At 76.0% G+C, this 12,011-nt stretch carries 10 protein-coding genes and 1 tRNA gene; 6 read left to right on the forward strand and 5 right to left on the reverse strand.

Features of this window, described 5'->3' with window-relative positions:
- Positions 1 to 314 precede the first annotated feature (314 nt).
- From ACIQFX_RS16925 to ACIQFX_RS16935, 3 genes are all read right to left on the reverse strand, one after another.
- Positions 315 to 587 carry a hypothetical protein gene (locus ACIQFX_RS16925; RefSeq protein ID WP_402463715.1) on the reverse strand — a complete coding sequence of 91 codons (273 nt, stop codon included), beginning with the start codon at positions 585 to 587 and terminating at the stop codon, positions 315 to 317.
- A gap of 476 nt (positions 588 to 1,063) precedes the next feature.
- A tRNA-Pro gene (locus ACIQFX_RS16930) sits at positions 1,064 to 1,137 on the reverse strand.
- An 85-nt stretch (positions 1,138 to 1,222) separates the two neighbouring features.
- Positions 1,223 to 3,937, reverse strand: a complete 2,715-nt coding sequence (locus tag ACIQFX_RS16935) for an AAA family ATPase (RefSeq protein WP_402463854.1) — start codon at positions 3,935 to 3,937, stop codon at positions 1,223 to 1,225.
- Positions 3,938 to 4,198: 261 nt separating this feature from the next.
- On the opposite strand from ACIQFX_RS16935, the gene ACIQFX_RS16940 reads away from it, so the two are divergent.
- Positions 4,199 to 4,801 carry a DUF309 domain-containing protein gene (locus ACIQFX_RS16940; RefSeq protein ID WP_402463717.1) on the forward strand — a complete coding sequence of 201 codons (603 nt, stop codon included), beginning with the start codon at positions 4,199 to 4,201 and terminating at the stop codon, positions 4,799 to 4,801.
- Positions 4,802 to 5,015: 214 nt separating this feature from the next.
- Here ACIQFX_RS16940 and ACIQFX_RS16945 read toward each other — a convergent pair whose 3' ends face one another.
- Entirely contained in the window at positions 5,016 to 5,390 is a 375-nt protein-coding gene (locus ACIQFX_RS16945) for a DUF488 domain-containing protein (RefSeq protein ID WP_402463719.1), read from the reverse strand.
- A 29-nt stretch (positions 5,391 to 5,419) separates the two neighbouring features.
- The gene (locus ACIQFX_RS16950) at positions 5,420 to 6,022 is read right to left on the reverse strand and encodes a TetR/AcrR family transcriptional regulator (protein WP_402463721.1); all 603 of its coding nucleotides are present in this window, start codon (positions 6,020 to 6,022) and stop codon (positions 5,420 to 5,422) included.
- A 150-nt stretch (positions 6,023 to 6,172) separates the two neighbouring features.
- Between ACIQFX_RS16950 and ACIQFX_RS16955 the strand changes: the two genes are divergently transcribed.
- The 5 genes from ACIQFX_RS16955 (at position 6,173) to ACIQFX_RS16975 (ending at position 11,355) form a co-directional block, all read left to right on the forward strand.
- Positions 6,173 to 6,997: a phosphatase PAP2 family protein gene (locus tag ACIQFX_RS16955; RefSeq protein ID WP_402463723.1), complete on the forward strand. Its 825-nt coding sequence runs from the start codon at positions 6,173 to 6,175 to the stop codon at positions 6,995 to 6,997.
- Positions 6,994 to 8,247: a DMT family transporter gene (locus tag ACIQFX_RS16960; protein ID WP_402463725.1), complete on the forward strand. Its 1,254-nt coding sequence runs from the start codon at positions 6,994 to 6,996 to the stop codon at positions 8,245 to 8,247. Before ACIQFX_RS16955 ends, ACIQFX_RS16960 begins: the two co-directional genes overlap by 4 nt.
- 107 nt (positions 8,248 to 8,354) lie before the next feature.
- Entirely contained in the window at positions 8,355 to 9,374 is a 1,020-nt protein-coding gene (locus tag ACIQFX_RS16965; RefSeq protein WP_402463727.1) for an SPFH domain-containing protein, read from the forward strand.
- Positions 9,371 to 10,270, forward strand: a complete 900-nt coding sequence (locus ACIQFX_RS16970) for a hypothetical protein (protein WP_376485016.1) — start codon at positions 9,371 to 9,373, stop codon at positions 10,268 to 10,270. The genes ACIQFX_RS16965 and ACIQFX_RS16970 overlap by 4 nt, the downstream gene beginning before the upstream one ends.
- A gap of 218 nt (positions 10,271 to 10,488) precedes the next feature.
- Positions 10,489 to 11,355 (forward strand): GNAT family N-acetyltransferase, encoded by an 867-nt coding sequence (locus ACIQFX_RS16975; protein WP_402463729.1) that lies wholly within the window; start codon positions 10,489 to 10,491, stop codon positions 11,353 to 11,355.
- The last annotated feature ends 656 nt before the right edge of the window (positions 11,356 to 12,011 follow it).

The raw sequence follows: 12,011 nt of genomic DNA on the forward strand, positions 1-12,011 counted from the left end.
GCCCCGTGCCCCCGCCTGTTCCGGCTGACGGGCATCGTGCTGTTCGCCGTCGGTTTCGCTCCGGCGCCCGGGGGGGGGGGGGGGGGGGGGGGGGGGGGGGGGGGGGGGGGCGGGCCGGGGCCCCGGCGGGGGGGGGGGGGGCGGGGGGGGGGGGGGGGGGTGGGGGGGGGGGTGGGGGGGGGGGGTGGGGGGGGGGGGCGCCGGCGGGGGGGGGCGGGGGGGGGGGGCGCGCCCCCCCCGCCCCGCCCCCCCCCCCCCCCCCCCCCCCCCCGGGCGCCGTTGTACAGCCGGCGAGAGGCGGGGCTGCCGCAGAGTCAGTTGATGCTGTTTCTCGGGCGGGCAGGGCGCTCGGGCACGGCTGTGCGGATGCCGAGCAGGAACTGGTCCGAGTCCTGGTCGAGGCCGAGCCTGTACATGGCCGGAGGAATCGTCATGTCGTTCGTCGCGCGACCCAGCCCGGAGGCGCCCAGCATCCTGTTCACCTCCGCCTGGGTGCGCCCGTTACCGGTGATCACCAGGGCGAACGGCCGGTCGTACGGTGTCCGGCCCTGTGTGCGCACGGTCTTGTTGTTGATCGGGGCGCCCACGGAGGTCCACAGGAGCGGGCTGGCGTCGGTCGGCGGAGAGGGTTTCCCGTCGGCCGAGGCCAGGGATTCCGAGACGGAGAGGGCACCGCGGGAAGGGGGCTGGTGGCGTGGCTGCCATCGCGGTCGGTGCGGCCAGGAGCACGGCGGCGGCCAGGCCGAGGAGAGCAGGACGTCGGCGCGGGGAAACCGTCATCTGCACGCTGGAACCGCACTGCCAGCCGCTGGGACTCGGACCGGTCCCGGCGGCTCCTGGCTGCACGGCGGCTCCGGGGTACCGAGAGCCACACCAGCCTCCGGCTCCCGTCCGTCCTGGGCCGGCCCCTTCCCGTCTGACGGCGCTGCGGAGCTCACCTCGACCGAGTCAAGGGGAGCTCCGGTCGGCCAAGTGTGCGCTGCTCCCCGACTGGTCCCCAAAAACGATCAAGGGGCCGTTTCAGATTGCTCTGAAACGGCCCCTGATCTGCGACTCTTTCGAGTCGGGACGACAGGATTTGAACCTGCGACCCCTTGACCCCCAGTCAAGTGCGCTACCAAGCTGCGCCACGTCCCGATGCGCGTCTCCGCGGGGTTTCCCCTGCGTCGTCGTGCAGGGGAAACATTACCTCACTCCGGAGGGTGGGATGACGCACGGGTAGTCACCGGCCCGGCGGCGCGGGATCGGCGCCGCAGGTGGCGGCGAGGGCGGTCGCGTGGGCGAGGGCGTCGGGGGAGCCGGTGGCGCGGGCGAGGTCGAGGCGGGCGCGGGCCTCCTCGTAACGGGAGGGGGATTCCGCGAGGTGGGCGACGGCCCGGGTGAGGAGGCGGACGGACTCCGGCGGGTCGGCGAAGAGGGCGAGGCAGCGGAGTGCTTCGCCGAGGGCGGTGGGGGTGCCGAGGCGTTCCGCGTGGGCGTGGGCCTCGGCGGCGATGCGGGCGGCGCGGTCCGGGTCGGTGGGGGCGACGGCGCGGGCGAGGTCGAAGGGCCAGGGCGCCCAGACGACGTGGTGCCGCCCGCGGCCGGTGAGGGCCTCGGCGGCCGCTTCGAGCGTGTCGACGGCCTCCTCGCGGCGGCCTTCGGCCAGGAGCAGCCGGCCGAGCACGCTGGGGCCGTCCGGGAGCACGATCGCGCCGGGCCAGGGCGGCCCGAAGGCGTAGCGGTCGGCGACGGCGCGCGCCTCGGCCGTGCGGCCGCGGGCGAGGAGCGTGTCGACGAGCAGGCAGGCGGTGTCCCAGTGGACGGGGAGCCCGCCGCCCACGCGGTCGGCCAGCCGGAGCCCTTCCTCCAAGTGCCGCTGGGCGCGCACCAGCTGGCCCCGGCGCCGGTGGACCAGCCCCAGGAGCGTGTGGGCGAAGGCCAGGTGGGCGCCGCTCCAGCCCGAGATCTCGAAGGCGCGGACGGCCTCGGTGAAGAGGGCCTCGCCGCGGTCGGGCCGGTCCGCGAAGACGTATGCGATGCCCGTGAGCGCCGGGATCTCGAAGCCCCAGGTCACGTCGGTCCAGCCCAGCCCCCGGGCCGGCACGCCGTCGACGAGCGCGCGGTCGCAGAGCCGGACCACCTCGGCGGCGGGCTCGCCGCGGAGCATCGCGTCGAAGCCCCGTACACCGATCAGGGCCCGCTCGGAGTTGTCGGCGCCGGTGAAGGCCGCCGTGAGCTCCGCGAGGCGGCCGGAGCGGCCCGGACCGTCCTCCTCCGCGGCCTGGAACCCCTCGAACATGAAGTGGGCCGCCTGCAGCCGCCGTCGGCCGGTGCCGGGCGGGGTACGGAGCGCCTCGGCGGCGACGGCCCTCGCGGCGTCCTGGAGCTGGTTGTTGTGGGCGAGGGCCTGGGCGAGCCGGTAGGTGGCGTCGATCCGGAGCTGGTCGTCGAGGCCCGGCAGGTCCAGCGCGGACCGCAGGTGCCGGACCGTGGCCGCCGGCGACGTCAGCAGCGACGCGCAGCCGAGCTCGTACAGCACCCTGGCGTACGTCTCCGGGCGCGGCGGTTCCGTGAGCGCCCGCTCCAGGCAGCGGCGCGCGGCGTCGGGCGCTCCGACGGCGAGGTGCTCGGCGGCCGCCGCCCGCAGCCGGCCGACGACCTCCTCGTCCTCGTCGGGATGCACCTCCAGGAGGTGCCGGGAGACGGCGGCGGGCCCGTGCCCCGCCCCTTCGAGCGCCCACGCGGCGCGCCCGTGCAGCGCCGTCCGCACGGCCGTCGGCACCGAGCCGTACACGGCGGTCGCGATGAGGGGGTGCGCGAACTCCAGCGGAGCCTCGGGGGTGCTCCCGACGGGGGTGGGCCCCGGCCGGCCGGCGGGTGCGCCGTCCGTCGCCGGGGGCACCGCGGGTGAGGCGGGCGGCGTGGGGGACGGCGTGATGATCCTCGCTCGGCGGAGGAGGGCCGTGTCGTCGGCGACCTCCGCCGGCTTCATGCCGGTGAGGGCCGTGAGGAGGTGCGGCGTGCTGTCCGTGCCGAGGACGGCTATCGCCCAGGCGAGTCGGGTCGGGCCGGTGCCGAGTTCCTCGAGGCGGGCGACGAGGCCGCCGCCGCGGGCGCCGGCGCCGAGGTCGCGGAGGAGTGCGGCGGAGCCGGCGACGGGTTCGAGCATCCGGTCGCGGGCCTTGGCGAGGAGTTCGACCGTCTCGTACGGGTTGCCGGAGGTCACCGTCCACAGCTCGCGGCAGAACGGTTCGTCCGCGTGGCCGCCGAGCATGTCGCGGGCGAGCGCGGCGGTCGCCGCGGGCGTGAGGGCGTGCAGGCCGAAGGTCAGGACCGCGCGGTCGGCGAGTGCCGCGAGCGTGGCGGCCGCGCCGGGCCGGTCGGGGTTCTGCGCGGGCGGACGGTGGGCGAGGACGACGAGCACGGGCAGCCGCCGGTCCTGTCCGTCCCGGGTGAAGGCGTCGAGCCAGGCCAGGGACTCGGCGTCGGCCCACTGCGCGTCGTCCACGAGCAGCAGCAGCGGCCGGTCCGGCAGCCGCTCGGCGAGGCGGCCGAGGAGTCCGGCCAGCCCGTCCCGTACGCCCTGCGGGTCCGCGGGGGCCGCCGACGGGGAGAGCGGCGCGGCGATGCCGAGCGCGGGCGCCAGGAGGTCGTGGTGGTCGCCGAACAGGCCGCGCACGTCCTCCGGCCCGAAGGCGTCGAGCGCCGGCTGGAGGAGTTGCCGGGTGAGGTGGAAGGGGACCGAGACGAGCGTCTCGCCGCCCCGGGCGGTCAGCACCGTGCAGCGCTCCCGGGCGATGCGGTGGATCGCGGCGAGGAGGGTGGTCTTCCCGATGCCCGCATCGCCCCGGAAGACGAGTATGCCGCCGCGCCCGGGACCGCCCGCCGCCGCTCCGGCGACGAGCGCGTCGACGGCGTGCGCCGCCGCGGTGAGTTCCGGGTCGCGTTCGAGCAGCCCGTCCGGCTCGGGCCCGCCGGGGTGCGGCGCGACGAGGTCCAGTCCGGCGGGACGCGGAACGCGCCGCTCCGACCGGACGGGGTGCGGCACGGCGACGTCCGTGATCGGCCTTGCGGACGGCGGCTGTTCGGCTTCCGACGGCACCGGCGACTCACTCCCCACACGAACTTGCGGCCTGATGCGACCCACGCGGAACAGGCTCGGTACTGGACCGTCGAGCCTAGCGTCCCTGATCGCCGTGGGGGCGACAATGGGCGGGTGAACCGGACAGCGAATGAGGACGGCAGGGATCGCGACGCGGCGGGAAGGGCCCGGAGCGGCCGCCCGCGCGACGGGCTCGGGCGGCCCCTGCCGTACGGCGCGGAGGGCGTGCCGCGGCAGCCCGAGGGGGTCGTGCGGGTACCGGCCGAGACCCTGGGCGAGGCGCAGCGGCTGCTGGACGCCGGGATGCCCTTCCACGCCCACGAGGTCTTCGAGGACGCCTGGAAGTCGGGCCCGGAAGCGGAGCGCGACCTCTGGCAGGGCCTCGCACAGCTCGCCGTGGGCCTGACGCACGCCGCCCGCGGGAACGCGGCGGGCGGTGCCCGGCTGCTGCGCCGGGGCGCCGCCCGTCTCCTGGACGCGGCCCCGGAGGCCGCCGCGTACGGGATCGACGCCGACGGACTCGTCATCTGGGCACGGGATTTGGCCGACCGTACGGAGGCGGGGCGCGGGGCGGACGCGGGTGGCACGGGGGAGACCGAATCCGGTACGGGCGGGCGCCGGTCCGCGGTTGCGGAGACCGAGTCCGCCTCGGGCAGCCGGTCCGCGGGGGTGGACCCCGTCGCCGAGGCACCACGCCTGCGCCGGGGCGTCGCCTGAGGACGCGTACGGCCGGGCAGGGCGCCGGGAGGGCTTGGGGGGACGGCGCCGGGCAGGGCGCCTGGAGGGCTCGGAGGGGCCGGTGGCCGGTGATGGTGTCGAGCCGGGCGGGGCGCTCCGGGCGGGCGCTCCAAGCGGGGCGCTCCGGACAGGACTCCCCGAAACTCCCTGGATTCCCCGAACTCCCCGAACTCCCTGAACTCCCCGGCGGGGCCTACGGGCCAGGGCGTTCGAGTTCTCGCCGGAGCACGGAAGTGTGGCTGAGGGTGGGGTCCTTGGTGGCCGTGAGGAGGGTGACGGTCTCCCGGGCGGCGATGCCCCTGAGGTGGTCGAGGGCGGCGGCGGCGTCGGGGGCGGCGAGTTCGGCCTCGTAGCGGCGGCAGAACTCCTCGTACGCGCCGTCGGGGCCGTGGTACCAGTGGCGGAGCTCGGTGGAGGGGGTGAGCGCCTTGGGCCATTCGTCGATGTGGGCGTCGGCCTTGCGGAGTCCGCGCGGCCAGAGGCGGTCGACGAGGACGCGTACGCCGTCGTCGGGTGACGGCGTGTCATAGACGCGGCGGACGCGGACGGTGGGGGTGCTTGCGGCCATGCCGCCAGGGTGCCGGACGGCGCGCGGGCTCAGCCGCCGACGCGCAGTGCCGGCAGGAGGACGGCGTCCACGAAGGTCCGCATGGTGGAGGCCTCGGGGAAGCGGTCCTCGAAGACCCGCTCGACGCGGAGCATGCCCATGAAGCAGGGCGCGACGAAGGCGATGGCCGGATTGTCGGCGGCCACCTCGCCGCGTTCGACGGCGCGGGCCACGACGGCGTCGATGGCGGCGACCTCGGGGGCGATGACGGTCTCGCGGAGCGCGGCCCGCAGGTCGGGGTGCTGGACGAAGGCCTGGGTGACGGCCTCCATGAGCTCGGCGTCGCGCTCGCGGTGGGAGGCGGCGATGCGGGCGGCCTCGCGGAGGTCCTCGGCGAGGCTGCCGGTGTCGATGCCGGCGAAGACGGTGCAGCGCCGCTGGGCGAGTGCGGCGGTGACGAGCTGCGGTTTCGTGCCCCACTGCCGGTAGAGGGTGGCCTTGCCGCACTTGGTGCGGGCGGCGACGCCCTCCATGGTCACCGCGTCGTAGCCGCCCTCGCGGAGGAGGCAGAGGACGGCGTCGTACAGCTCGGTCTCGCGCTCCGGCGTGATCTTGCTGCGACGGGCGGCGGCGCTCGCGGCCTGAGTGGACATCGATCCCTCCTGGACACCTCTGTCTCTGCACATACGAGAGTAGGGGGTGCACAATCGAGACGCAAACGTATCGATACGCTTGCGTCTCGATTGAATCGGATCTAGGCTCACTGCGTTTGTTGCCGATTTGACGGATTAGAGGGCCGCACGATGGCTGCCGGGTTGAGCGGGATACGAGGACCACGTCCTGCTGGACGGGGGGCGACACCCACCCCCGGCCCGGCCAGGCCTCCGCTGCTGCGGGAGCTGCTGCTCGTCACCGCGCTCTTCCTCGCCTACAAGTTCGGCCGGCTCTTCGCCAACGGCCACGAGGCCCGCGCCTTCCGGAACGCCGACCGCGTCTGGGACGCCGAGCGTGCGATCCACCTGCCGGGCGAGGAATCGATCCAGCAGCTGTTGCTGCACGGCGAACCGCTGGTCAAGGCCGCCAACACGTACTACGCGGCCGTGCACTTCCCGGCCACCCTCGCCTTCCTGGCCTGGCTGTACTGGCGCCGCCCCGCCCACTACGTGTGGTCGCGCCGCGTCCTCGCGCTCGTCACCGGGGCGGCGCTCGCCCTGCACCTCCTCATGCCGCTCGCCCCGCCCCGGATGCTCTCCGCGACCGGGCTCGTCGACACCGCCCGGGTCTACGGCCCCTCCGTCTACGGCGCGACGCCCGAGACCGACTCGATGGCGAACCAGTTCGCCGCCATGCCGTCGCTGCACTTCGGCTGGGCGCTGATGGTCGCGATCGGCCTCATCGCCGCCACCCGGTCCCGCTGGCGGGTCCTGTGGCTGCTGCACCCGCTGCTCACCCTGCTCGTCATCGTCGGCACCGCCAACCACTACTGGTTCGACGCGCTCGCCGCCGCCGTACTGCTCGGTCTCGCGCTCCTCTCCGTCCGCACCCCCGGCCGGAGCCGCACCGCGTCCCCGCCACCGGTGGGCCGCACGCTCGGCGCGACCGCCCTCCCGGCCGGAGCCCTCCGATGAGCCCCGCCGCCGGCACCGTGCTCGCGGTGCTCCTCTCCCTCGTCTCCGCCGCCGGGTACGCGCTCGCCGCCGTCGCCCAGTCCCGGCTCGCCGCCGCCTCCCCCGCCGCCGACGACGGGCGCGGCGCACTGCGCGCCCTGCTCGCCCGCGGCCAGTGGTGGGCGGCCGTCGGCCTCAACGCCGCCGGCGCGCTCGCCCACGTCGCCGCCCTGCACTACGGGCCCCTCACCCTGGTCCAACCGCTCGGCGCGCTCACCCTCGTCGCCGCGCTGCCGCTGGGCGCGCACCTCGCGCACCGGCGGGTCACCAGGACCGAGTGGCGCGGGGCGCTCTGGACCCTCGGCGGACTCGTCGGCCTGGTCGCCGTGACCGGCCCGACGGCACCCGGCGAGGCGCTCAGCCTCCAGGAGTCGCTGGCCGTCGCGGCGGCGACGGCGCTCCTGATCGCCACCCTCGCCTCGGGCCGCCTCACCGGACGCGGCGCGTCCGCCACCGGCGGCCGGACCGGGCGCGGTCTCGGCCACGCCACGGCCTCCGGGATCGCCTCGGGCGTCGCCTCCGCCCTCACCCAGACCCTCACGGCCGCGCTCGCGCGCGAACTCCCCGGCGACGAGCCCGTCTGGTGGCAGACCGCCCTGCTCGCCGTCCTCATCTCGGCCTTCGCCACGGGCGGCCTCCTCCTCTCCCAGGCCGCCTACCGCGGCGGCCTCGCCGCCCCCCTGGCCGTCGTCAACCTCTCCAACCCGGCCGCGGCCGCCGTCATCGGCGTGGCACTGCTCGGCGAGTCCTTCCGGGCCGGCGCCTGGGGCTGGCTCGTCGCGGCCGCCGCCTCGCTCGTCGCGGCGCGGGGCGTGGTGCTGCTGACGAAGGGCGGGACGGCGGAGGCGGGCGCGGGAGCGGGTGCGGGGACAGGTGCGGGTGCGGGAACGGGTGCAGGTGCAGGAACGGGTTCGGGGACGGGTGCCGGCGCGAGCGCGGCCCTGAGGACGGACCTGGAAGCGGTCGCGGAAGCCCCCTCGGCCGACACCGCGGAGGCGTTCCCGTCCCTGCCGGTCGCCGTCCCCCTGCCGGTGCCCGCCGGAGCGTCGGCGCCGCCGGCCGTCGCCCCGGTGGCCTCCGTGCCCGGCGTGGTCACGCTGGGCGCCGTGCCCTCCCGCGGGTCAGGGCCGGACGCCTCGCCCGAGCCGGTCGTCATCCCCGCGCCGTCCCTGCCCATGCCCTCGGCGCCGCCGCACATGGTGTGCCCCTGACCGGGGCCGCGCGCGGCAAGCGTCGACGGACGGCGAACCTCCCCTTTCGTCACCTTGACGACAACCGACGGAACCCCCTATCGTCATGATGACGACAAGGGGGTTCCATGGCTGACATCACCCGGCGGGCCGGCTGGCGCCATCTGCGCTCCGCGCCCACCGCGCACATCCGTCACCAGCGCAGGGGCAGGCTCGTCCACGACGGCGAGGGGCTGAGCTTCTGGTTCCGGCCGCTCACCGCGGCGCTCTCCGAGGTGCCGGTGAACGACCGGGAGCTCGCGATGGCGTTCCACGCCCGCACGGCGGACTTCCAGGACGTCAGCGTGCAGTCGACGGTGACGTACCGGATCGGCGATCCGGCGACGGCGGCCGCCCGGCTCGACTTCTCGATCGATCCCGACACGGGCGCGTGGCGGGGCACTCCGCTGGAGCAGATCGCCACGCTGCTCACCGAGACGGCGCAGCAGCACGCGCTCGACGTCCTGGCGCGCACCGCGCTGGCGGCGGCGCTGGTCGACGGCGTGGCGGCGGTACGGGACCGGATCACGGCCGGGCTCGCGGCCGAGCCGCGCCTGCCCGCCACCGGGATCGAGGTCGTCGCGGTCCGGGTGGTGGCGATCCGCCCCGAGCCCGAGGTCGAGCGCGCGCTGCGCACCCCGGCCCGCGAGCAGATCCAGCAGGAGGCCGACCGGGCCACCTACGAGCGCCGCGCGGTGGCCGTCGAGCGCGAACGCGCCATCGCCGAGAACGAGCTCGCCAGCAAGATCGAGCTCGCCCGGCAGGAGGAGCGGCTCGTCGAGCAGCGCGGCACCAACGCGCGCCGCGAGGCCGAGGAGAACGCCGCCGCCGACGCCGTACGGGCCGAGGCCGAGGCCGTACGGAAGGTCAGGCTCGCCCGCGCCGAGGCGGAGGCGGCCCGGGAGGTCGGCGAGGCGCGCGCCGGAGCGCAGTCCGCGTGGCTGCGGGCGCACGGCGAGGCGACACCCGCCACCCTGCACGCCCTGGCCGTGCACCGGGCCGCCGAGAACCTCCCCCGGATCGAGCACCTGACCCTCTCCCCCGACGTGCTGACCGGCCTGCTCGCCAAGCTGGGCGAGGGCGGGACCGGAGCCGGGGCACGGTCGTGAGTCTCGCGCCGCGCGCCGTCCTCGTGCACCGGACGACGGAGTACGAGGAGCTGCTCGCCCGGCACGGCACCCACGGTCAGGCCGCGTTCTTCCTCTCCGCGCGCGGCCGCTCGGTCGAGGCGGTACGGGAACGGCACGAGCGCACCCGCCGGGCGCTCGCCGAGGTGGCGGGCGCGGTCCCGCTGACGTGGCGGCAGACGCGGGTGGAACGCGCCGATCTGGACCGCTTCCTGTTCGGGCCCGAGGACGTGGTCGTCGTGGTCGGCCAGGACGGCCTCGTCGCCAACGCGGCGAAGTACCTGACCGGCCAGCCGGTCGTCGGCATCGACGCCGACCCGGGGCGCAATCCGGGCGTCCTGGTCCGGCACCGCGCGGCGCAGGCGCGGCGGCTGCTGCCGTACGCGGTGGGGGCGGGCGCGGCCGTCGACGAGCTGACGATGGTCGAGGCCGTCACCGACGACGCGCAGCGGCTCCTCGCCCTCAACGAGATCTACGTCGGCCCGCCCGGCCACCAGACCGCCCGCTACACGCTCGGGCTCGACGGCACGGACGTCCCGCCGGAGCCCCAGGCCTCGTCGGGCGTGCTCGTCGGCACCGGCACCGGGGCCACCGGCTGGCTGCGGTCCCTGTGGGAGCAGCGCTCCAGCGCGCTCGCGCTGCCCGCGCCCTCGGACGCCCGGCTCGCCTGGTTCGTCCGCGAGGCCTGGCCCTCGCCCACCACCGGCACCACCCGCGTCGAAGGCCTCCTCACCCCCGGTCAGGGCCTCCGCCTCACCGTCGAGTCCGACCGCCTCGTCGCCTTCGGCGACGGCGTCGAATCCGACGCCCTCGACCTGACCTGGGGCCAGACCGTCCACCTCACCGTCGCCACCCCCCGCCTGCGCCTGGTCGGCTGACCCCGGGCCACCGCCGGCCAGGACCCAGGAGACCCGGCACCGCGCCGGACCGCGCGCGCCCACCCCGCGCACGCCCGCAGAAGCGCCGCAGCCGCCCCGCGCGGGCCCGGCCGAAATCGATCGGCGTCCGGCGGCGGGCGCGCGGAACGGCGCTATGCTCGGCGCGCTTTGCCCCGTTTCCGCACGTCCGCCCCGCTCCCGGCCGCCGAAGGAACCCCATGACCTCCGCCTCCACCGGTTCGCTCTCCGTCGCGCCCGCAACGCTGCGGGACTGGGACCTCGTGCGTTCCTGGGCCGCCGAGGAGGGGTGGAACCCCGGCCTGGCGGACGCGCCGGCGTTCTTCGCGCAGGATCCCGGGGGCTTCTTCCTCGGGCGGGTCGACGGGGAGCCGGTGTCGGCCATCTCGGTCGTGAACTACGACGAGGCGTACGCGTTCCTCGGCTTCTATCTCGTACGCCCCGAGTTCCGCGGCCTCGGTCACGGCCTGACCACCTGGCGGACCGCGCTCGCCCACGCGGGCGGGCGGTCCGTCGGACTCGACGGGGTGCCGGCGCAGCAGGACAACTACCGCCGGTCCGGGTTCACGACGGCGTACCGCACGGCACGGTACGTGGGCGAGGTCCCGGCGCCCGACGGTCCGGTGGCCGGTGTCGTCGGCGCCGAGCTGGTGGATCCGGCCGCGCTCGCCGCGTACGACGCCGCGTGCCACCACGCCGACCGCCCGCGGTTCCTCTCCGCCTGGCTGGGCACGTCGGGCCACCGCACCCTGGTCCGGGTCACCGAAGGGCGCCCGACCGGCTACGGGGTGGTCCGCCCCGCGCAGGACGAGGCCCGGGTCGGGCCGCTCTTCGCCGACACCGCCGCCGACGCGGCCGCCCTGCTCGACGCCCTCGCCGCCGCCGCGCGGGACTTCGGTTCCGACCGGATCGCGGTGGACATGCCGGAGGCGAACCCGGCGGCCGCCCGCCTCGCCCTGGAACGCGGCCTGGAGCCGACCTTCGAGACGGCCCGGATGTACACCGGGCCCGTCCGCCCCGTCGCGCGGGAGCGCGTCTTCGGCGTCACCACCCTCGAACTGGGCTGACGTCTTCGAGGGGTGGGCTCCCTCGGAACGCGCCACCCCAAGGGCTCGCCTCCCGGGTCCTGTTACCGTCGGAAGCTCCACCATCTCCCCGCGATTCACCATGATGTGCGGTGAATCGTCACAATCCGCCTCAGCACCCCCAGAACGGTCACCATCCCTCCGCGTGCGGACATGCGGCCCAACCGGCCCCACCACCCCGGAAAGAGGGTCGAGGTCGCCCCGGGCCCTCGGAATGAGGGGGTGACCCCGCCGTCGTGCCGCCGGAAGGAAGGCCGTATCGTTCCGGGCGACGGCACTCCGGAATCAATGGTTCCGGTGTCCGCCCAAGTCGTCGCGCGGACCCTCGGGATGGCCTCGCACTCTCCCCCGCCGGGAACCGGGCCGCCTCCCCTCACCGCACCCCCGCAGCCCTGTGAGGGGTGACAAGGGTTTTCCCCGTATCGGGTTCACCCACCCGTTCCCTACTGTCCTCCGCACCGGCAGATATCATCCCCCCACCGCACCCTGACAGGTGCATGCGGAGGGTGATGTCCGCCGGTGACGGCCTTGACCCGGGCCGTCGCGCCGGTGGCGGCGCACGGGCCCCCCAAGCCCAGGGAACCTCGGACGCGACCCCACTTCGCCCCGTGTGACCCGCGCCGCCGCCACTGCTCCGC

The organism is Streptomyces sp. NPDC093089, assembly GCF_044754405.1.
Taxonomy (GTDB): Bacteria; Actinomycetota; Actinomycetes; order Streptomycetales; family Streptomycetaceae; genus Streptomyces.